We start from the raw sequence: 21647 nt of genomic DNA on the forward strand, positions 1-21647 counted from the left end.
TCGCCCCTATTTTCCCTCGATCTTGGAGAAAAAGAGTGTCACAAGCTACTCCATCCCTACAATCTAATCTAAAACAATGGCTACGGTCCAGCGCACCTTCCCTATTTCAAATTAAACAGCGTTTGAGCGCCCGTCGTTGGCCGAAAAAATCGATCGTTATTTACACAGAAAAATATCGTCCCATGCTTCCGGCGGAAATTTGGCAACGGGGGGCCAGTGGTACCCAGGCATCGGTGGCTTTTTTAGCGCAGGAATGGACGAAACGCGGCTATAAAGTGACGATTTTTGGCAATTGTGAGGGTATGGAGGGGGAACAGGACGGTATTCGCTATGTTAATTATTACCGCATGAATTGGCAGGATCACTTTGAGACACTGGTGATCTCTCGTCATCCCACCTATTGCCGTCCGGGTACCAAGGCAGAACGAATTTTTTTTGATTGGCAAGATATTAAAGTTCCGGCAGCCTCCTATACCCCCGAAATTTTGGCTAGATACGACAAAATTTTCTGTAAAAGCCAATATCAACGGGATTTACTGGATTTCTGTGCCGATAATCAATGTCCGATTGTTCCTAATGGTATCGATACTTCCCTTTTGGCTGTAAGTGAGACAGTGCCAGAAAGTGAGTATATTCCCTATCGTCTAGTCTATGCCTCTCGTTATTATCGCGGCCTAGAGTCGATGTTAAAGCATGGCTGGCCGATTATCAAGGCGGCAATTCCCGCGGCCGAGTTACATCTCTACTATGGTTTTACTAAACGGGATGGCAGTGGCGATCGCAGGGAATGGCGCGATAATTTAATCGCTTTGATTAAAGCTAGTCCGGGGGTAGTTGATCGCGGAATGATGGGTTATCGTCAACTAATCGAGGAAAAAGCGCGCTCTGCTATTCATTACTACGGTTGCACCTATCGTGAGATCGATTGTATTTCTGTGCGCGAGTCAGCAGTGGTAGGCTGTCTGCCGGTGGTGACGGATTTTGCTGTTTTTCGAGAAAAGGACTACTGTGTGAAAGTACCGGGGGAAGTAACCGATCCGGCTACTCAGGAAGCTATAGGCTGGAAAATTGTCGAATTACTGAAAAATCCCCAGCTTTTGTCCCAAGAGCGCAAAAGATGTCGTCAAATTGCCCTAAATGACACCTGGGAGCGATCGGCCGCCGCTTGGTTAGATGTGATTGAAGCGGATTCTTAGGCAAGCATTTCTTCTAAAACCCTGGCTACCCTTAGGATTAAGTCTTCGCGATCGGGGGCGGCGATGATTTGTAAACCTAAAGGTAGCTGGGATGGACGTTTAATCGGCAAAGAAAGGGCAGGTAAACCAATCAAAGAAAAAGGTTGGGTGAATCTGCCTAAATTAGGTCTAATTAATAGCTCTTGCCCGTCAATAATCATTTTTTCTACTCCTAACGGCGGCGCAATACAGGGAATCGTCGGGGTGAGGATAATATCTACTTCGGTGAAGCTCTCTCGCAAACGATCGCGATACCAACGGCGAAAACGTTGAGCCTGTAAATACCAGCTAGAGGGAATTAATGCCCCCGCCAAGAAGCGATCCCGGGTTGCGGGGTCAAAATCCTCTAATCTGGTCTGTAAACGCGGTAAATGCCAATTTGCTCCCTCGGAAGCGGTAATTATATAGGCGGCTGCCCTGGCGCGGGCGGTTTCGGGAATGGTGATTTTTTTAGTCACTCCTAAACGTTCGGCGATCGCTGTCACCGACTCGAATACTTCCAGTTCGGCTCCCTGCTGAAAATAATCATCGGCAAGGGCTATTTTTACGCCCTCTAAGCCACTTAAAGGAGCTTTAAGGTTATTTTTGGCAAAAAGACTCCAAATAGCCGCCATATCCGCCACATTGCCGCTAAAAAATCCCAGATGGTCTAAACTACTAACGAACAAAAATAAGCCCTGACGGGATACGCGCCCAAAGGTGGGTTTTAGCCCCACCACGCCACAGCAAGCGGCGGGAACCCTCACGGAACCATTAGTATCGGAACCGAGAGCGAGAGGCACTAAATTAGCGGCAACGGCAGCGGCGGAACCGCCGGAGGATCCCCCCGATACGCGACTAGGATCGCGGGGGTTGGCAGTGGCCCCATAATGGGCATTTTCGGTGACAAAACCGTAGGCGTACTCATCCATATTGGTCGCCCCCACCAAAACTGCCCCGGCTGCTTCTAGGGTTTGAATAGCGATCGCATCTTGTCTGGCAGCAGGGTGATCTCGATTGATTTTGGAACCGGCAAGGGTGACAATACCCTTGATATCAAAGAGATTTTTGACGGCGAAGGGGACTCCTGCTAAGACACCGACGGGTTCACCGTTGGCGATCGCTTGATCGATTTTTTGGGCTTGAGCGAGCGCCCTGGGCTGTAAAATGTCGGTAAAGCAATTTAAATGGGGATTTTTTGCCTCTATCTCCGCCAGAGTCTGGCTAATAACTTCTAAGGCTCTAGTTTGACGATTTTGGATCGATCGAGCTAAATTGCACACAGAAATAGTCATGGTTCAAAGCTGAGGGCGCTTTCCCCGTCATCCTCTAAGGGAAATTCTGTCACTAAACTGGCGATTTCTTGCAAGCGTTGCCAGTTTTCAACCACAGAATTTAAATAGCGATCGGGAATGGCTAAATCTAGGATTTTCGCCATGATCATAACGTATTCTTCTGGATTATTCATAGATTTCGTTCTGGTTGGGGTGAAGGAGATCAATATTTGCTTAAAAGCAGCGCTCAGGAATAAAATCGACACCTAGTTAAGCTGTGAAAATTGCTAGGATATAAGAGAAAATCTCCTGTAAATACAATAGCTATCCCTGGGGAGGAAGTATAACTTGAATTTGTTCTTGACCACCGACTCCCCAGCATCATAACCTGAGATATGATCATATAACTGTATATTGAGATATTTTCCCCTCCTTCACCTCCGGATTTAAATTAAACTTATAAGTAGGGAGGCACAATTATTTGTAGGATGGGTTAGCAGTAGCGTAACATAATCGGGCGTTGGGTTTCATGCTTCAACCCAACCTACGTTCTGATAACTGATAACTGATAACTGATAACTGATAACTGGTAACTGATAACTGGTAACTGATAACTGGTAACTGATAACTGGTAACTGATAACTGATAACTGATAACTGATAACTGATAACTGAAATGACCATCTTACAAGACGAAAAACTCCTCTTTACTCCCGCAATACCCCACAGTGATGCCCTTAGAACTATTTTTGCCTTTCCTAATCAGTATTCCGTCGGTATAACCAGTTTAGGTTATCAAATTGTTTGGGCAACTTTAGCCCTGCGATCGGATATACAAGTTAGTCGTTTATTTACGGATTTTCAAGAATCTTTACCCCGTTATCCCGAATTAGTCGGCTTTTCCTTTTCTTGGGAATTAGACTATGTTAATATCCTCTCGCTGTTAGAATCTTTAGAAATTCCTTGTCACAGTCATCAACGGCAAGATCGGCAAGCGATAATTTTCGGAGGTGGGCCAGTTTTAACCGCTAATCCCGAACCTTTTGCCGCTTTTTTTGATGTAATTTTATTGGGAGATGGTGAAAATTTAATTGCTGATTTTATTAATGCCTATCAAGAGGTTAGAAACGCCGATCGCCCGACAAAACTCCGTCATTTGTCCCAGGTTCCGGGGGTGTATGTTCCTAGTTTATACACCGTTAATTATGATAGTCCCGAAGGTGAAATTACGGCAATTATACCCATAGATAATAATGTTCCTGCTTTTGTTAGTAAACAAACCTATCGCAGTAATACCCTTTCAGCTTCTACGGTGGTAACAAAACAAGCGGCATGGGAGAATATTTATATGGTAGAGGTGGTGCGAAGTTGTCCAGAAATGTGCCGTTTTTGTTTAGCTAGTTATCTAACTTTACCCTTTCGTACCGCTAGTTTAGAATCTTTAATCCCTGCCATTGAAAAAGGTTTAAAAGTGACCGATCGCCTGGGTTTATTAGGTGCTTCTGTCAGTCAACATCCCGAATTTGAAACCTTACTTGATTATCTTTTTCAACCAAAATTTGAAGGAGTTAGACTCTCGATCGCCTCAGTTAGAACTAATACTGTCACGGAAAAATTAGCCAGAATTTTATCCCTAAGAGACAGCAAATCAATTACTATTGCCGTAGAAAGTGGTTCTGATCGCCTACGGGAAATTATCAACAAAAAGTTAGCCAATGATGAAATTATCCAAGCTGCCATTAATGCCAAAGCCGGCGGTTTAAAAGGGATAAAACTCTATGGTATGGTGGGAATACCGGGAGAAGAAACTGAAGATATAGCGGCGACTGTGGAAATGTTAATAGCATTAAAAAAAGCCGCCTCTGGACTGCGAATTTCTTTCGGTTGCAGCACCTTTGTGCCTAAATCCCATACTCCTTTTCAGTGGTTTGGAGTTAATAAAATGGCCGAAAAAAGATTAAAATATCTAGAGAAACAATTAGGTAAACAGGGCATAGAATTTCGCCCAGAAAGTTATAATTGGTCGGTGATTCAAGCCCTATTATCTAGAGGCGATCGCCGCTTAACTTCCCTATTAGAATTAACCCGTGGCTACGGTGATTCTTTAGGCAGTTATAAACGGGCTTTTAAGGAACTAAAAGGACAAATTCCCCCTCTAGATTATTACGTTTATCAACAATGGCGTTTAGAACAGGTTTTACCCTGGAGTCATTTACACGGTCCTTTATCCTCAAATGTTTTGGTAAAACATTTAGAAGATTCCCAAACAAAAAGGTAAAGTATCGCTAATAAGCTAAGACGCATTTAAACAATGTCTTGACTATCAGACCCCAAATGAGGTATTCTATCAAGGTAGATCGGATATTGGTGCAATTCAGACTTGAATTGGTACTTTTATTAACTATCAATCCCGATTAAACCATTAATTTAATCTTAGTTGATCAACCCATGAGCAAGAAAAATGAGACCGTTACCCTGCTTTTAGCCTTGGTGATTACCCTAATATTTTTTGGGGCAGGTGGTTGGTGGTTATACAATCGTTTTCAAGGAAAAAATAACCCAACCAATCTTTCTGAAATCGAGAAAATATCACCAGAGCAAAAATCGGTATCGGCACAGGCAAAATTTAGTCAAGGGGAAAAATTATTAATAGTTGACGGGGCTTCTTCGGACAAACAAGCTGCTATACAGGCCCTCGGAAAAGGAGACTTTCAGCAAGCAGTTTACCTCCTAGAAAAATCCCTGCGAGCTAATCAAAATGATCCGGAAGCTCTCATCTACTTAAATAACGCCCGTATTGGTGAAGCTAAGTCCTATACTATCGCCGTTTCCGTGCCAATTGGGAGCGATGTCAACACCGCCCTAGAAGTTTTACGAGGAGTCGCCCAATCTCAAAATCAAATCAATCAAGCTGGGGGAATTAATGGCATTCCTTTAAAAGTTCTCATTGCTGATGATGCTGATAGTCCCGAAATTGCTGCTCAAATTGCCCAAAAATTAGCGGCTGACAACAGCATTTTAGGAGTAGTAGGACACACTAGCAGTGATACCTCTTTAGCGGCGGCTGCTATCTATCAAAAAGCGGGATTAGTAATGATTTCCCCCATCAGTACCTCAACTAAACTCTCCAATTTTGGTGACTATATCTTTCGTTCTGTTCCCAGTGATTTTGCGGCGGCACGGGCATTAGCCGAATCTAGCTTGCAAAAAATTCCTAACGTCAAGGCAGTGGTATTTTTTAACTCCCAAAGTAATTATAGTCAATCCCTAAAATCTGAATTTATCACCGCTTTAGGATTAGGAGGAGGTCAAGTGGTGAGTGAATTTGATCTATCTTCCCTCACTTTTACCCCTTCTAAAAGCCTCCAACAAGCTCAACAAGAGGGAGCAAATCTAATCGCCCTTCTTGGGGATAGTGGAACCCTAGATAAGGCTTTGCAGGTGGTTCAAATCAATGGTCAAAAATTGCCGATTGTGGCGGGTGATGACGTTTATAGCCCCAAAACTCTGGATGTAGGCGGAAAAAATGCCCTGGACATGGTTGTCGCTATCGCTTGGCATTTGGGGGCTAATCCGAACAGTCCTTTTGTGAATAAATCCCGCCAATTGTGGCAAGGAGACGTAAATTGGCGCACGGCTACCGCCTATGACGCTACCCAGGCTTTAATCGCTGGCATTAAGGCAGAATCTAGCCGCGAGGGAGTTCAACAGGCGTTAAGAAGCAGTAATTTTTCTGTCCCCGGGGCGACTAATCCCGTGCGATTTTTACCCTCTGGCGATCGCAATCAATCCGTGCAATTAGTGGTAGTTAAACCCGGTTCTCGTTCTAGTTTTGGGGTAGATTTTGTGCCAATTTCTCGATAAAATGACAACTAAATCAAGATGACTTATATGTTAGAAACTCCCCCCAAATATTCTGTTCTTGGTTTACCGGTTCATCTCCTCGATAACTACAGTCGTTGGTTAATTGATCGCCTCTATCAAGGTTTTGGTTCCCACGTTGTCACTCTCAATGCAGAAATGGCAATGTTAGGAGAAAATGATGCTAAAGTAGCCCAAGTTATTCGGGAAGCAGATTTAGTTATTCCCGACGGTGCGGGGATTGTCATTTACTTAAAATTAAGGGGCAGAAAACAAACCCGCTGCCCCGGTATTGAATTATCAGAATCCTTAATTACTGAGTTAGGAATGCGGGGAGAAAGTTTTCCTATTGCTTTTTTTGGTGGTAAACCGGGGATTACTGAACAAGCGGCAAGTAATTGGCAAAAAAAGATACCTAATATCCGTATTCTGACTAACCACGGTTATCTATCCTCCCAGGAAATGTCCGATTGGATCGAGGTATTAAAAGATCAACAACCGCGGTTAATTTTAGTTGGTTTAGGAGTACCCCGACAAGAATATTGGATTAGGGAACATCGATATCTCTGTCCCCAAGCTATCTGGGTAGGTGTGGGGGGCAGTTTTGATATCTGGTCCGGGACAAAAATCCGCGCCCCTCGCTTTTTCTGTGACAATAATTTAGAGTGGTTGTATCGACTCTATCAGGAACCTTGGCGTTGGAAAAGAATGTTAGCTTTACCTAAATTTTTCTGGCGCTCTCTTTTTTATTCCTAGTAATAGTTATTATAAATTCTTTTCGATAAAGGCCATCACTCGCTCTAATCCTTCCCGTGTTTTCAAGTTGGTGAAGATAAAGGGTTTATCCCCGCGCATTTTTTTTGCATCTCTATCCATCACTCCTAAATCTGCCCCCACCATCGGGGCTAAATCTATTTTATTAATTACCAATAAATCCGATTTGGTGATACCCGGTCCCCCCTTGCGAGGGATTTTATCTCCGGCTGCCACGTCAATCACATAGATGGTTAAATCTACTAATTCGGGGCTAAAGGTTGCCGCTAAATTGTCGCCGCCACTTTCCAGAAAAATTAACTTTAAGTTAGCAAATTTTCTCTCTAACTGTTCAATGGCAACTAAGTTAATTGAGGCATCCTCGCGAATAGCTGTATGGGGACATCCTCCCGTTTCTACTCCTAAAATTCTTTCCGGAGCTAAAGCTTGCGATCGCACTAAAAATTGGGCATCTTCTTGAGTATAAATGTCATTGGTGACTACGGCGATCGGATATTGATCCCGCAAATTTTTACACAGGGCATCGAGCAGGGCTGTTTTTCCTGAACCCACCGGACCGGCAATTCCCACGCGCAAGCAAGACATAGTTTTTTCGGGAAAAAGTGACAAGGAAAGGGTTAAAAATTTTGGAGCTATCGGATAGAAAAAAGAGGGGTTCGCAGGGCGACACGGATTCCCATTATAATAAAAGGTTAACACAAATCTGAGAATTTGTCAAGTCTTTTTGTCAATAAATTTGGGGAAATCATCGGCAAAAAGATCACCAAAAGTCAGTGATTTGGTAGCCAAAATCCGTTAACATCTGCCTAAATAGGGGCAAACTTAAACCGATAACATTACTGTGACATCCCTCCAATCTTTCCACGAATAGACCCCCCTTTCCTTCTAGGGCAAAACAGCCAGCACATTTGAGGGGTTCTTCGCTGTCAACATAGGCAATAATTGTTTCATCGCTGATATTGGCAAAGTGAACTTTAGTGATCCCACAACGAGTCAAAGTTTGATGATTAACTCGATCGATTAAAGCATGACCTGTATAGAGTGTACCCACCTGACCGCGCATTTTTTGCCAACGCTCGATCGCTTCTGATTTATCCTTGGGTTTGCCATAGACTTCCCCCGCTACTTCTAAGACGGAATCACAACCAAGAATTAATCCTGTATCAAATTTAGGGGCGATCGTTTGTGCTTTACATTGGGCTAAAGTTTGGACAAGATGGAGAGTATCATCAGCATTAATTGTCGATTCATCAAAGTTACTCACTCGCACAATCGGATCGATTCCCACCATTTGTAATAGTTTTTTACGCGCAGGAGAAGCGGAAGCAAGAATCAAGGGAATGGACATAAGTTTTTTCAGTAAACAAGATAGGAGATAGTTAGGTAGGGTGGGTTAGGCAATGGCAAATTATTAGACTTAATTATCAATTTATCTATTTGCCGTAACCCACCATCAGTTATCAGATTTTTAGCTATTTCTGCTAGGAATTGGCAGGATTTTAGGGGGGAAAATAACGATCTAAAATCTCAACCATGCGGGATTGTCTTTCTTCCTTGTCAAATCGATTGTAAAAATCCGACTGAACCTCATAAAAATCCGACATCGATCGAGTTAATTGTCCTAGCAGTTGATCAAGTCCCCGTCTGTCTTTTTCCCATTCTTTTTTAGACTCAGCAAGACTATTAGTTAACGCTTCGATCGATTTAGCATTAGAATTAGCGATCGCTCTAGTTTCTTTTAATCCCTGATTGGTTTCCTGTAATCCTAATTTAATCTCCTGTAATCCTAATTTAATCTCCTGTAGTCCTGTTAGGGTAGTTTCAGCAAGAGATTCGAGTCTATCTAGTCTATTTTCTTCCGAGTTACTCATATTCAGTTATCAGTTATCAGTTATCAGTTATCAGTTACCAGTTACCAGTTATCAGTTACCAGTTATCAGTTACCAGTTATCAGTTACCACTTTCTTACTGATTACTGTTTACTGATTCAGTAAGTAATCTCAATTAATTGTTAGATAGTGGGACAGGCTTCTGGTTCTTTATATGTTATCTTTAATTATAACCGGCTACCTAGTTGATGATAGGTGGTGCGTTACGACGGATTGTTACCTTTAAGTCAAAACAGGAATTTTTGCCGTCTAACGCACCCTACATTTTACTATTGCCTATTGCCAGTGGTGCGTTACGACGGATTGTTACCTTTAAGTCAAAACAGGAATTTTTGCCGTCTAACGCACCCTACATTTTACTATTGCCTGTTGCCAGTTTCCCTAACTAACCGAGAAAGAATCAACGATAGTTTCAAAGAGTTCTTGAATTTGCGTCCAACGTTTTTGGGAAGTGGAAAGATTAAAAGAATAGAGTTTATTATTATTAACCGTGACGCTGGCCAGATTATGACGTTCTTGGCCGTTGGCTAATTTAACTTGATATTCGAGGATATAATAATCTTGGCCGTCGATTTGATGGGATTCTGAGCGAATTAATTCTACTTCCTTATCGAGATTGGGGTTAAGACTGTTATTTTTCAGGAGACGATAGCCCACTTCCGAGGGTGTCCCTAAATCTGTTAAGGTTTTATTGTCGGGGACGGGGTTGATAATAACGCTTAAATTTTCGCTCGTTTCGATCAGGTCATGAAAAACCACATCTACTCCTGCAACCTTTTTCACATCCACCTGCGTCCAACCCTTAGGATATAAAAATTGATAGCCTTGGCTGCCACTGGTGTATCCTTGCAGTCCAGCGATGGGAGTTGCACAACCGGTTAAGAGGAGGGTGGTAATTAGGAGGAAAGTCGCCAAAAGAGATTTAATCATGATATTTTGACCTGTAAGTAGGGCTGTTTAATTTTACCTTGAATTGTTTAGGTGAACGGATTATGAAAATTAAGAAAAAATTGACAATTATTATAGCTATAGCGACTTTTTTACTGACTATCTCTCCCCTAAGCGCTCAAACTACCGCTAACCCCGTGAAAGCTGTAGAATTTTATAATCGGGGGGTGGATCGTTTAACCGCAGGGGATTACTCAGGGGCGATCGCAGATTTTACTCAAGCTCTACAATTAGAACCGAAGGATGCCGATGCTTACTATAATCGCGGCTATGCGGAGTTAGTTCTCGGCCAGTACGAGCAAGCGATCGCAGATTATACCCAGGCCTTGACAGTCAACCCCAATTATGTTAACGCTCTCGGTAATCGTTGTTATGCCTATTATCTGACGAAAAAATACGAGGCAGCGGTGGAAGATTGCACAAAAGCGATCGCTTTAAACGGAAATTTTGCTGATTTCTTTATTTATCGCGGTAATGCCAAGGATGACTTAGGTAAACACCTAGAAGCGATCGAGGATTACACAAAAGCTTTGAGTTTACAGGGAACTAGAGGACAGGATCGCATTTTCTATAATCGCGCCCTGTCCTATAACCGAGCCGGACAGCAGGAAATGGCTTTAAGGGACTATAATGAGAGTCTGAAAATCAATGCTAATTTTGCCGAAGCGTACCACAATCGGGGTTTGACCTATTATAAATTGGGAAACAGGGAAAAAGCGATCGCTGATTTAGAGGAGGCAGCCCGTCTAGCGTTATCTCAGGGTAAACAGGGGACTGCGGCTAAGTCTCAGTCAGCAGTGGCATTAATTCAGGGTCAGAAGCCCTAAAATAGGGAGTAGTTGTGATTTTAGCGCTAAAGAGGAGTGAAAGGGGCTAAATCGCAACTACGAGGGACTAAATTTTAGCCAGCTTGAGATGCGTAAAAAGCGACAGCTAACAGTCCACCCACAAGTGTGATCGCAGCAACACCCCAGAAAAGATAATTACGTTGTTGCGATTTAGTCGGGGGATCCGCTTGATAAACTTTCGGTTCGGCGGCGAAATTATTTAAGCGTCCACCTTCTTCGTTTGTATAAGGCATAATCAAAACCTCAAATATGACAATTTTTCAGGAAAAAAATTCTCCTGTTACAATAGTACAACATATTAGTAACCGAGTCGGGGATGTGGGAAATTCTCACGGGGATAACAATTCTTAGTCTTGGGGTAACTGCTGGACTCTGCTACTTCTATTGGCGATCGCATTTCCCCTGATTGAACGCAAAAACAACTTAAAAAAAGCCAATCACTTTCACAAATTGTCTGTTAAAAATTCTTACAGAAGCCTAGTCTCATAGAATAGCAAGCGACAGAGACCATCCTTACCCAATGTTAAAACTTGGTAGGCTAAGACGTATTTATAGCAGTTTTCATTGTCGATACCTCAGTAAGGTGAAAAGCGCTATAATTACTGTCATCATCTTTCTCAAAAAAAGAGGAGAAAAAAGCCAGTTCTGCCTTTCTCTCCTCCAGTCTAGCGATTAATTACATTGAAACAGCAGTGAGTAATCTTTAATTACTATTCACTGCTTTAGTAAGCACCATTATTTTTGGGAAAAACCACAACACCGATAGTTTTGAAGACTACCCAGATATCGGTTAACCAGTTATGGGAATTAACGTAATACACATCCATCTGCACGCGCATGGGATAGGGGATGTCATTACGTCCAGAAACTTGCCATAAACCAGTCAAACCGGGGCGAATAGTTAAAACTTTGTCGATGCGATTGCCATATTTCTGCAATTCTTCGGGAACTAAAGGCCGCGGACCGACGACGCTCATATCTCCCCGCAGGACGTTCCAGAATTGGGGGAACTCGTCTAAACTGGTTAAGCGCAGAAATTTGCCAATCCAAGTTATGCGGGGATCGTCCTTAAGCTTGAAATTATCCTCGAATTCCGCCCGCAGTTGGGGAGAGTCTTCCATCAGTCTCTCTAATACCTTATCCGCATCCATCACCATAGTACGGAACTTGATACAGTTGAAATGCTGGAAGTTTTGACCGACGCGCTTCTGCACATAGAAGACTGGACCGGGGGAACTAATCGCGATCAATAAGGCTAAGACTAAATAAAGCGGCGAAAAGAAAATTAGCACCGATAGGGAGAAAACGATATCGAATAATCGTTTTGAGGTATCGCCGTCTAAAGCTATTAACCAAGATTTTTGATGCCGTCTACCGGAGACCGAAGGTTTGAACCCTCGCTTCATCAAAGCTTGTAGAGCCTTGACGGAGATAAGTTGGCTATTAGCAGTCATCTTACTCCTTCACATCACACACACCACACAGTACTCATGATAAAGCCACAAGACTGAAAAAACAAGTCTTCAGGCCAATAACTGGCACTGGCCATTTTAGAGCCTTTGTACTGAAAAATCTCTGATTAGGGTTTGCGGCAAAAAGTTCCTTGCTGGGGTTAGGAGTCAGCAGTCAGGAGATTATTTTTATTTATTCTCCCTTCTCCCCCCCCTCCCCGCTCCCCGCTCCCTTCTCCCTGCTCCCCTATACCTTTTAAACAGGATTTAGTATTATATAGCGGTTTTCACAACTATGTGGCACAGTTAAACCTTTGTTGATTAAGCTTTTTAACATCGATAATGTACCTCTTGTGAACAGGAAACGCTATAGAACAGAAAGCGGGTTTCTGGTAAATAGCTAAATTAAAGCTCAGATTTTGTTAAGAAACCCGCTTTCTCCCAGCTTCTTTCTCCGAGCTTGTTGAATGGTATATAGCTTTTCTCACACCTGTGTGGCACATTTAAACCTTTGCTGATTAAGCTTTTTAACACCGATAATGTACCTCTTGTGAACAGTAAACGCTATATATTATAGCAGTTTGCCCAGAAGTGAGTCCCGATTGAAACGCTGAAACGCCTATCTATCAAGGGATTTACTATACCTGATTAGACGGAAAACCGCTATAGGACGTTTTTGAGCCAGCCAAAATTAGGCTCTTCTAGGTTCTGTGTGATAAGTTTAACTTACATAGGATCGATCAATCTTTGTGTCCTTTGTGTCTTTGTGGTTCCTTCCACTCCCTCGCCAGCAGGACTGTATCTTAGAATACATTTTACCCACCAAATCCAAGAGAGCCAAAATTAATTATGCAAGAGGTCTAATAAAAGGGCATCAGTAAATGATGCCCTGTGGCTGAACATTTAAGTAATTACAGCTTTGATCCTAAGGATGAATTATGCTCTTGTCTGCGCTCGTCTCCTGACCCCTGAATTCTGAGTCCCGAAAACGAAAACTTTATACTTCATCATGAAGATAAATCCCCTGCTTAGGCGGTGCGTTTTTTCATACTACCTAGTTCTCGAATGCCTAACCAACCGATCAAACTATAGCAAATCGATAGCAACATACTTTGAATACCAATTCTTAACCACTGTTTCAAAGCCTCCAAGTTAGCTTGACTTTCTGCCTGTGTTCGCCGATCTTGCAGCTGAGTTTGTAGCTGATTTTTGATCTCATCTAATTTCTGTTTAAACTCCTTCGGTTTTTTGGATAAATCCCGTAAACCAGTTAATTGTTCTCTTTGTTGACGGAGGGTCTCTAACTGTTCTGTGCTGATCGGTTGTCCTTGGAAACGACCTGTTTCAATCACTTGAGTTCTCTGAGAGATCTGCTGGTCTAATAGTTGAGGATTTTGGGATAGAGTATTTAACTGGACTAAGAAGGCTTGAATTTGTCCCTCCCCTTGGTCAACACCCTGTTGAATTTGAGTCAAAGCGTTGTTTTTAATCTGGTTGATATTATTGATATGAACAGGAATCATCAACAGAAAAACTAAGCCTAACAGTGTGGAAAAAATAAAGATCGGCCAACGCAATTCAAATTTGCGGGGTTTTCTAGGAATCATAGCTCTATCTTTATTGATATCGTCAATCCAGTAAGCGATTAAAACGAGAACGATACCCAGAAGAGGAACAATTCCTCGATCAACAAAGGTGGTGACGAACCCTACCTGCCATTGGGATTGACTGAATCGATAGGGCAGCGGCAGGATAAACCCATCCAAAAGGAAGGAAAAAATGAAAACCAATCCCGTTAATTTCAGGGACAAAGAAGTAAAGCTGTTCATCGCTGTTTCTGTAATGGTATGTCAATGAATAGATTCATTAGTCTGTTTAAAAGTTCTCGCTGGGGATTCGCGGAAGGATTTTGCCGAGAGGCAATCTGACAAACTGCAATTTCTAATTAACTTTCGCTCAGCCCCCCCGCTAAACCCTATATTAAAATCGTTCTGCTTGTCAACCCCTTTCGAGAATCGACTCTAGAAATATTACCTCAATATGGTATCGCTAAACTTATCCCTCTCACAGAATAAAATTTTCCCAAGCTCTCAGACTGGGTTTTCCCCCGGATCTCTTCCCTAAGACAGAGACTGTCAAAGAATAAAATTTTCCCAAGCTCTCAGACGAGTCCTCAATGGTTAGCCTATAGTAAAGACAGCCCCCCTGAGTCGATAACAAAACCCATGCAGAAATTGGTGGAAGTTTTAGCCGATCAACAAGCTCTGATCGCAAAATCTCTGGCGCTGGTTCTGGAAAAAATCACAACCAGCCTCGACCAACAGGACTATTTTACCATCGCTCTGTCCGGCGGTAGTACCCCGAAACCTCTCTACGAAGCTTTAGCCTCTCAACCCCTCGACTGGTCAAAAATTCACGTTTTCTGGGGAGATGAACGCTACGTTAGTCCCGATCATCCTGACAGTAATCAACGCATGGCCCGGTTAGCATGGCTCGATCGCATACCGATCCCAGCCGCTAATATTCACCCTATGCCCACGGATGACCCCGATCCCCACCGGGCCGCCCAAAAATACGATGATCATCTCCGCCAATGGTTTGGGGTCAATTCTCCCGATTTTCCCGTTTTTGACCTGATTTTATTGGGAATGGGCGATGATGGTCATACTGCCTCTCTCTTTCCCCACACGGCAGCTTTAACGGTGAGCGATCGCTGTATCACCGTTGGCGAGAAAGATGGCAATCCCCGCTTGACTTTTACCGTTCCCCTGATCAATCGGGCCCGTTGTGTGATCTTTATCGCTGCCGGCGAAAGTAAACGCCCCGCTTTACATGAGATTTTCTCTGCTTATGGTGACTCTTTCTCCTATCCTTCCCGTCTCATTCACCCCCCGGCAGGGGAATTATATTGGTTACTGGATGCAGCCGCTGGTTCCTCTTTTGTCTAGAGAATAGGGGAAATGGGGGAATGGGGGAATGGGGGAATGGGGAATTTCAACCAAAACCCTAACACCCCAACACCCAACCCCTAATCTGCTTTTTTACTTTTTCCTTTTTACTTTTTACTTAAAAATGATCGTTTGTCCTAATTGCGAACATATTAACCCCGATGAGGCCAGTCAATGCGAGGCCTGTTATACCCCCTTACCGAGGATGTCTTCCTGTCCTAGTTGTGGCGCAACCATCCAAACTGATGCCACCTTTTGTGGTCAGTGTGGCTACAATTTACAGCCTAATTCCGTTCCCATGGTGGCAGCCGAGGCCGAATCGGAATCGGAACCTGAACCCGTCTCACCGGTCCGGACAGCTACCGTCGCCTCGATCGCACCTCCTCCTGTTGCCCCCCCACCGGTTCCGGCTGCCACCCGCTTACAGACGGAAATGGCTAGTCTCCAGCACCTGCAAACCGATAGCAAAATTGAATTACCCCTACATCTATCGGTAATTCATGTCGGCAAACCTAACGATCGCATTCCCCCCGATATCGATGTTTCCGGTTTTCCCGATTCTGATATCGTCTCCCGGGTTCATGCCGATATCCGCGTCGAAGGGGGCATCTATTACCTCGAAGACACGGGCAGCGCCAACGGAACCTACGTTAATCACAATCCCCTACCCCCCGGCAATCGTCATCGTCTTCGGGCTGGCGATCGCATTTGCCTCGGGAAAGGGGACAAAATGACTTTTATTTTCCAAATGTCTTAAAAGGGGTTAGGGGTTAGGGATTTAGGGTGATGGGGAAATTTCCGCTAAATTCCCCACTTGCCACTTCCCCACTTCCCCACTTGCCACTTGCCACTTCCCCACTGAAAATTATGCGTACAAATTGGCGAATCGGCTCTTTATTGGGCATTCCTCTCTATATTGATTCCTCGTGGTTTTTGATTTTGGCTTTTGTCACCCTGATCAATGCCACCGATGCAGAAATTCAATCTCTGGCTGGCCAGAGTTTCGGTTTAGCGTGGTTACTTGGTTTAATCATCGCTTTATTGCTGTTTATCTCGGTTTTACTCCACGAATTAGGTCATAGTTTCATGGCACGCTCCCAAGGCATCGAGGTCAATTCCATTACCCTGTTTCTTTTTGGGGGTATGGCCTCGATCGATCGAGAATCTCGGACTCCTCCAGAGGCCCTGCAAGTAGCGATCGCTGGACCCCTCGTCAGTTTTCTCCTGTTTTGTCTCCTCTCCCTAGCCAGTCACTTACCCTATTTAAACGCTAATTTAACCTATATATGCGGGCATTTAGCGATAATTAACCTGTTTTTGGCTCTATTTAATCTTATCCCCGGTTTACCCCTCGATGGCGGTCAAATTTTCAAAGCAATGGTCTGGCAAGCAACCGGCGATCGCTGGAAAGGTTTACATTGGGCTGCGATCAGTGGTCAATTCATCGGTTGGTTGGGGATTATTTTGGGGATTTTCTTGGTTCTCTTGACGGCAGATGTGGGGGGTGCTTGGTTAGGATTAATGGGCTGGTTTATCCTCAGAAATGCCCGCGCCTACGATAATTTAACTAATTTACAGGAAAGTCTCCTCAATTTGCAAGCGGGAGAGGTGATGAGCAGAAATTTGCGGGTTTTAAACGCCCATCAAACCCTAGAGGAATTCGTCCAAGAATACGTTTTAGACCAAGCAGCCGCCAATACTGCTTATTTTGCCGCTTCCGAGGGGCGTTATCGGGGATTAATTCGGGTGGAAGATTTACAGGCGATCGAGCGGAGTTTCTGGTCAGAAAAACAACTGCTTGATATTGCCCATCCCCTCGCGGAAATTCCCAGTGTTGAGGAAAAAACCCCCTTAGTGACGGTGGTGCAAAAACTGGAAACCATCCCGGACAGAATGATCACGGTGTTAACACCGGCCTCCGCCGTAGCGGGAGTGATCGATCGCGGCGATATCCTCAAGGCAATTGCGATTAAATACCAACTTCCCCTAGAGGAAACGGATATTAAACGCGCTCGCGAGGGAGTTTATCCCAGTTATTTGCCCTTAAATGTCATTGCTGCCGCTCTTGACAAGAGTGAACGGCCAAAAATCGGCGCACCGTCCTTAATGTCCTGACCTAGAGAGGATGAACGATAATAATCTTGAATATGGCTAATGCGAAAATTTCCTCGCTGGTTAGTCTGCCACAATTTCCCCGTTTCCACATCTAAACAACTTAACCAACCTTTGCCGTAGGCCCAAGTATCGATACAAATGGCATGGCCGAGATTAACTGGTTTACCGCTTTTTTGGCTGGTATGGCCACAAATCATGGTTTTTCCCGAACTATGGGCGGCGGGATATTGAAATTTCTCCCAAAAGAGTTTGTATTCTGGTTGTCTGGCCAGGGGTAGATGGGGATCGAGACTAGCGTGAACAAATAAATGATTGGCAGTTTCGTAGCTATTTATACAGACTTTTCCTAAAAAATCCCAGTGGGATTCGGGAATTTTAATCAGGTGGCCTTCGCTGTAGGATTTGAGGGTGGCTTTACCGCCTTTTTCTAACCAGAGACGCTGTTTGAGGGGGTTGTTACGGGCTTGCAGCATGATAATCTCGTGATTACCCTTGAGGGGAATCAAATTTCCCTGTTTATGTAGGGAAATCAGGCGATCGATCACCCCTTTCGAGTCTCTGCCCTTATTAACGTAATCACCGAGGGTGATTAGAGTATCTTGGGGTTTGGGATTGACGATCTCTAGCAAGTGATCTAGAGCTTTCGAGCAACCATGAATATCACCGATCGCTAAGGTTCGCATGAGGATTTTGTCTGCTATGTTGGTAATACTCACCGATACTTTTTGCTAACACACACCAACAGATGAGGTAACAGGCAATAGCCAACAATAAAGGGATTGGAGGAGATTTAGCCTATCTAAGGATAGGAGATTAACATCAGTCTTAGAGCCTAAAACAAGAGCTTTCGGTGCTTAGATTTGCCTGCCCTGTTGGTTATCGACCCGAAGGCGACCCTGTTCTTTTGTCATTGCTCAGTTACTAGATTGGCAACCTAGACCCTAACATTATAGGACTTTTGAGCGAGCCTAGTCAATGCTTTAAGTAGGGCTGGCTGAATAAATCTAAAAACCTTGTTGGCTAAGACTTTGATTGATCCCGTTGCCTAGCATCCCCTTAGAATCCACTGTCATTTATGCGGAGGAGAAGTCAAATTCTCGTAATCGGTAAACGTAGCCAATCGCTTAATTGTTGTGCCAACCAATCTAATTCTGCTTCGCTAACATCTTCACTAGCAGTGATAATATATTCTTGATGGTTAGCAATCAGGGCCAGACAAGGAGGAACAATAGTAAGATTTTCTCCCTGCATAGTGACAGTGACATTGCGACGCATGAGACTATAAATTTCGGAACTAGCGGCATCGGCAGCTAGTTTAAATTTCAGTCCCCAGAGTTTTTGGTAAAGAGAAACTTTTTTGGGGGTAATTTTTAACTCTAGTTCTCCCTGCCAAAAAGATTTGAACAACTGCCAAGATAAACTAGCGGAGATTAAATTGAGCAGAAAAATTAGGATAATCGGGATTAAAAAAGCGACCAGTTTTAGATCGTAAATAGCGACTATGGTTAAGAGGATGATGGTAAAAAATAGGGAAGGGAGAAATTGTCTTAACTGGTTTTTGAGATTGTTGAAAAACTTTTGTTTGGTTTTACTAGCGATTTTTATTTGCAGGAGATTATCTTTTTTATAAACAATAACTTCACTGCCGTAGGGTTTGGTAACATTGCCAATAGATACTAGGATCAATTGACAACTATATAAACTGGCTAAAGCTTCGGTTACTGAGCGAAAATTATAGTCTGGGTGGGAATTTGATAATTTTTTTAACCAATAGATAAAAAAAGCACTCAGATTAGTTTTTTGTTCAAAGTTTTCTGGTATGTAACGATGATTAATCCCGGTGGCTAAACTGATCAAAGTTTTGCCTAGAGCCTGTAAGTCCGTGATGAGAGAATCAGAATCAAAGGCAAAATCAACTAGATAAAAACGATGAGACTGAGTATCAAAGAGGATATTACTAAGTTTGATATTGCCGTGGTTAAGGGGGACATCCTGCTGATGGAGATAGGAGAGAATCTCCAAGAGATATTTGGCAATTTGTTTGAGTTCTTGTTCTGCTAACAAACAACTGGAGTTAAGATAGTTTTCCAAAGGCTGCGCCGATAAATAAGGTCGGACAATAGCGATGATTTGTTCTTGGGATGAATCTATCTCAAAGCTATCGAGGTATTTGGGGAGAGATGGGTGAGAGAGTTGTCGCAACAGGGCGATTTTACTGGTTATTTCTCCGATAAACTGACTCCCTTGCCCACTAGGAACAGGAATAAGTTTAATGATCACTAACTGGGTGGTGTGTCTGTCCCTAGCTAAGATAGTTTTTTTTCCCAGCAACTGTTGGACTTGATAACGACTATGGAGAACTCGATCGAGCATGGGGGAGGATGGCGTAAGTAGTATCTCTAGGATAGCTCATTCTGGAAACTCTAGCCGCCATCTTTAGCATCCTTTTGGTATTTTAACAATTGATTAAAAATTGCCGCCTTGCCTAGAAAGAATGGCTATGGCAGTCCTATTTGAGTTATATTAATTATCTGTTCGCCAAGGCTACCTCGAAGGGAAGAGCAAAAGGGAACGGAGAGCATTTCTAAGACTGTCTTGACTTTTTCCTGTTAGTTAATTGCCGAAGAATCCGTTAGGATTGCCCAGGGGCATTAAGGGAGGGAAAAATCGCTTCAATCTCTGAGAAACCAGAGCAGTTTTCTTGACAGTTACCCGATCGAGCCAATAAAATTAATCCATGTTCTGGAACTATCTGGCGGAGATGCCAGCAAGGGAATCTTTAAGAAATTAGCCAAAATCCCTGAGTATAGATATTGACGGCGCTAGACTCCCAACGTATAGATAAATACTGTTTCTGGAAGCCCATGACTGTGAGCTACGAAAAAATTACCCCACCGACAACAGGCTCGACAATTACTTTTTCTGACGGAAAACCTCTAGTTCCCGACGATCCCATCATTCCCTTCATTCGTGGTGACGGTACGGGGGTCGATATCTGGCCCGCAACCGCAAAAGTTATCGATTCGGCGATCGCCACAGCCTACGGTGGTCAAAGGAAAATCCATTGGTTTAAAGTCTATGCTGGCGATGAAGCTTGCGAAATCTACGGGACCTATCAATATCTACCCCAAGATACCTTGACAGCGATTAAAGAATATGGTATTGCTATCAAGGGTCCCTTGACCACTCCCATCGGTGGCGGCATTCGTTCCCTGAATGTGGCTTTGCGGCAAATTTTTGACCTCTATGCCTGTGTTCGTCCCTGTCGTTACTATGCGGGAACCCCTTCCCCCCATAAAACCCCGGAAAAACTCGATGTCATCGTCTATCGGGAAAATACCGAGGATATCTATCTCGGCATCGAATGGAAACAAGGCACGGAAATCGCCGATAAACTGATTAATTATCTCAACACCGAACTAATTCCCGCCACTCCCGAACACGGTAACAAACAAATTCCCCTCGATGCGGGTATCGGGATCAAACCTATTAGTAAGACGGGTTCCCAAAGATTAGTCCGCCGGGCGATCGAACGAGCGCTGACTTTACCGAAACCGAAAAATCAGGTTACTCTCGTCCACAAGGGTAACATTATGAAATACACGGAAGGGGCCTTCCGGGATTGGGGTTACGAATTAGCTAAAAGTGAATTCCGGGATGTGTGCGTCACCGAGATGGAATCATGGATCCTGAGTAATAAGGAGAAAAACCCCGATCTGACCATCGAAGATAACGCCCGCATGGTGGAACCGGGTTATGATGCCCTCACGGACGAGAAAAAAGCCAAAATATGCCAAGAAGTGACCAGTGTTCTCGATGCTATCTGGGAAACCCACGGCCATGGCCAGTGGAAAGATAAAATTATGGTTAACGATCGCATTGCCGATAGTATCTTCCAACAGATCCAAACCCGTCCCGATGAATACTCGATCCTCGCTACCATGAACCTGAATGGCGATTATCTCTCCGATGCGGCAGCGGCGATCGTGGGTGGTTTAGGGATGGGACCCGGGGCGAATATTGGCGATACTTGCGCTATTTTTGAGGCAACCCACGGTACAGCCCCTAAACACGCCGGTTTAGACCGAATTAACCCCGGTTCGGTGATTCTTTCTGGGGTGATGATGTTGGAATACATGGGATGGCAAGAAGCAGCCGATTTGATTAAAAAAGGCATCGCAGCAGCGATCGCTAATCGACAAGTTACCTACGATTTAGCGCGTCTGATGGAACCTCCCGTTAATCCTCCCCTGAAATGTTCCGAATTTGCCGATGCAATCATCTCCCATTTTGGGGATTAATTTTCCGGTTAGGGTAGCCTGAAAA

At 43.8% G+C, this 21647-nt stretch carries 21 protein-coding genes; 10 read left to right on the top strand and 11 right to left on the bottom strand.

Going from position 1 to position 21647, the window contains the following annotated elements:
- The first annotated feature begins 35 nt into the window (after window positions 1-35).
- A complete protein-coding gene (locus tag H6F92_RS14575) occupies window positions 36-1196 on the top strand; it encodes a glycosyltransferase family protein (RefSeq protein WP_190358487.1) in 1161 nt (386 codons plus the stop codon).
- Here the strand turns inward: H6F92_RS14575 and H6F92_RS14580 are convergent.
- Window positions 1193-2509, bottom strand: a complete 1317-nt coding sequence (locus H6F92_RS14580) for an AtzE family amidohydrolase (RefSeq protein WP_190358488.1) — start codon at window positions 2507-2509, stop codon at window positions 1193-1195. The genes H6F92_RS14575 and H6F92_RS14580 overlap by 4 nt on opposite strands.
- Entirely contained in the window at window positions 2506-2682 is a 177-nt protein-coding gene (locus H6F92_RS14585; RefSeq protein ID WP_002758987.1) for a DUF4089 domain-containing protein, read from the bottom strand. The genes H6F92_RS14580 and H6F92_RS14585 overlap by 4 nt, the downstream gene beginning before the upstream one ends.
- A 481-nt stretch (window positions 2683-3163) precedes the next feature.
- On the opposite strand from H6F92_RS14585, the gene H6F92_RS14590 reads away from it, so the two are divergent.
- The 3 genes from H6F92_RS14590 to H6F92_RS14600 all read left to right on the top strand — a co-directional run bounded on the left by H6F92_RS14590 (window position 3164) and on the right by H6F92_RS14600 (window position 7104).
- Complete coding sequence (locus H6F92_RS14590) at window positions 3164-4765, top strand: B12-binding domain-containing radical SAM protein (protein ID WP_190358489.1); 1602 nt, start codon at window positions 3164-3166, stop codon at window positions 4763-4765.
- A gap of 170 nt (window positions 4766-4935) precedes the next feature.
- The gene (locus H6F92_RS14595; protein ID WP_190358490.1) at window positions 4936-6351 is read left to right on the top strand and encodes an ABC transporter substrate-binding protein; all 1416 of its coding nucleotides are present in this window, start codon (window positions 4936-4938) and stop codon (window positions 6349-6351) included.
- A 27-nt stretch (window positions 6352-6378) separates the two neighbouring features.
- Window positions 6379-7104 (top strand): WecB/TagA/CpsF family glycosyltransferase, encoded by a 726-nt coding sequence (locus H6F92_RS14600; protein ID WP_190358508.1) that lies wholly within the window; start codon window positions 6379-6381, stop codon window positions 7102-7104.
- A gap of 9 nt (window positions 7105-7113) precedes the next feature.
- Here the strand turns inward: H6F92_RS14600 and ureG are convergent, their stop codons facing one another.
- From ureG to H6F92_RS14615, 3 genes are all read right to left on the bottom strand, one after another.
- Window positions 7114-7707, bottom strand: coding sequence for an urease accessory protein UreG (ureG, locus tag H6F92_RS14605; RefSeq protein WP_002775535.1), 594 nt, complete (start codon window positions 7705-7707; stop codon window positions 7114-7116).
- 175 nt (window positions 7708-7882) lie between these two features.
- Entirely contained in the window at window positions 7883-8470 is a 588-nt protein-coding gene (locus tag H6F92_RS14610; RefSeq protein WP_190358491.1) for a Maf family protein, read from the bottom strand.
- Window positions 8471-8621: 151 nt separating this feature from the next.
- Window positions 8622-8993, bottom strand: coding sequence for a hypothetical protein (locus H6F92_RS14615; RefSeq protein WP_190358492.1), 372 nt, complete (start codon window positions 8991-8993; stop codon window positions 8622-8624).
- Window positions 8994-9199: 206 nt separating this feature from the next.
- Here H6F92_RS14615 and H6F92_RS14620 point away from each other — a divergent pair, with 206 nt between their 5' ends.
- Window positions 9200-9400 carry a hypothetical protein gene (locus H6F92_RS14620; RefSeq protein WP_190358510.1) on the top strand — a complete coding sequence of 67 codons (201 nt, stop codon included), beginning with the start codon at window positions 9200-9202 and terminating at the stop codon, window positions 9398-9400.
- On the opposite strand, the gene psbP is transcribed toward H6F92_RS14620, so the two are convergent.
- Window positions 9393-9941 (bottom strand): photosystem II reaction center PsbP, encoded by a 549-nt coding sequence (gene psbP, locus H6F92_RS14625; protein ID WP_190358493.1) that lies wholly within the window; start codon window positions 9939-9941, stop codon window positions 9393-9395. The two genes, H6F92_RS14620 and psbP, sit on opposite strands and share 8 nt — an antisense overlap.
- A gap of 62 nt (window positions 9942-10003) precedes the next feature.
- Here psbP and H6F92_RS14630 point away from each other — a divergent pair, with 62 nt between their 5' ends.
- Window positions 10004-10786 carry a tetratricopeptide repeat protein gene (locus H6F92_RS14630; protein WP_190358494.1) on the top strand — a complete coding sequence of 261 codons (783 nt, stop codon included), beginning with the start codon at window positions 10004-10006 and terminating at the stop codon, window positions 10784-10786.
- Between the two features lie 74 nt (window positions 10787-10860).
- On the opposite strand, the gene psb34 is transcribed toward H6F92_RS14630, so the two are convergent.
- From psb34 to H6F92_RS14645, 3 genes are all read right to left on the bottom strand, one after another.
- Window positions 10861-11040 (bottom strand): photosystem II assembly protein Psb34, encoded by a 180-nt coding sequence (psb34, locus tag H6F92_RS14635; protein WP_002732326.1) that lies wholly within the window; start codon window positions 11038-11040, stop codon window positions 10861-10863.
- A 489-nt stretch (window positions 11041-11529) separates the two neighbouring features.
- Window positions 11530-12261, bottom strand: coding sequence for an undecaprenyl-phosphate galactose phosphotransferase family protein (locus H6F92_RS14640; RefSeq protein WP_190358495.1), 732 nt, complete (start codon window positions 12259-12261; stop codon window positions 11530-11532).
- A 1025-nt stretch (window positions 12262-13286) separates the two neighbouring features.
- Entirely contained in the window at window positions 13287-14087 is an 801-nt protein-coding gene (locus H6F92_RS14645) for an HpsJ family protein (RefSeq protein WP_190358496.1), read from the bottom strand.
- 396 nt (window positions 14088-14483) lie between these two features.
- Between H6F92_RS14645 and pgl the strand changes: the two genes are divergently transcribed.
- The 3 genes from pgl (at window position 14484) to H6F92_RS14660 (ending at window position 17321) form a co-directional block, all read left to right on the top strand.
- Complete coding sequence (gene pgl / locus H6F92_RS14650; protein WP_190358497.1) at window positions 14484-15206, top strand: 6-phosphogluconolactonase; 723 nt, start codon at window positions 14484-14486, stop codon at window positions 15204-15206.
- Between the two features lie 124 nt (window positions 15207-15330).
- Entirely contained in the window at window positions 15331-15963 is a 633-nt protein-coding gene (locus tag H6F92_RS14655) for an FHA domain-containing protein (protein WP_190358498.1), read from the top strand.
- Window positions 15964-16073: 110 nt separating this feature from the next.
- Complete coding sequence (locus tag H6F92_RS14660; RefSeq protein ID WP_190358499.1) at window positions 16074-17321, top strand: site-2 protease family protein; 1248 nt, start codon at window positions 16074-16076, stop codon at window positions 17319-17321.
- On the opposite strand, the gene H6F92_RS14665 is transcribed toward H6F92_RS14660, so the two are convergent.
- Together H6F92_RS14665 and H6F92_RS14670 are read right to left on the bottom strand one after the other, a co-directional pair.
- On the bottom strand, window positions 17240-18004 hold the full coding sequence (locus H6F92_RS14665) for a metallophosphoesterase family protein (RefSeq protein ID WP_190358509.1): 765 nt from the start codon (window positions 18002-18004) through the stop codon (window positions 17240-17242). The two genes, H6F92_RS14660 and H6F92_RS14665, sit on opposite strands and share 82 nt — an antisense overlap.
- A 406-nt stretch (window positions 18005-18410) precedes the next feature.
- Window positions 18411-19694 (bottom strand): protein kinase domain-containing protein, encoded by a 1284-nt coding sequence (locus H6F92_RS14670; protein ID WP_190358500.1) that lies wholly within the window; start codon window positions 19692-19694, stop codon window positions 18411-18413.
- A gap of 491 nt (window positions 19695-20185) precedes the next feature.
- Here H6F92_RS14670 and H6F92_RS14675 point away from each other — a divergent pair, with 491 nt between their 5' ends.
- The gene (locus H6F92_RS14675) at window positions 20186-21622 is read left to right on the top strand and encodes an NADP-dependent isocitrate dehydrogenase (RefSeq protein ID WP_190358501.1); all 1437 of its coding nucleotides are present in this window, start codon (window positions 20186-20188) and stop codon (window positions 21620-21622) included.
- The last annotated feature ends 25 nt before the right edge of the window (window positions 21623-21647 follow it).

The sequence above is a fragment of the Microcystis wesenbergii FACHB-1317 genome (genome assembly GCF_014696875.1).
Taxonomy (GTDB): domain Bacteria; phylum Cyanobacteriota; class Cyanobacteriia; order Cyanobacteriales; family Microcystaceae; genus Microcystis; species Microcystis wesenbergii_A.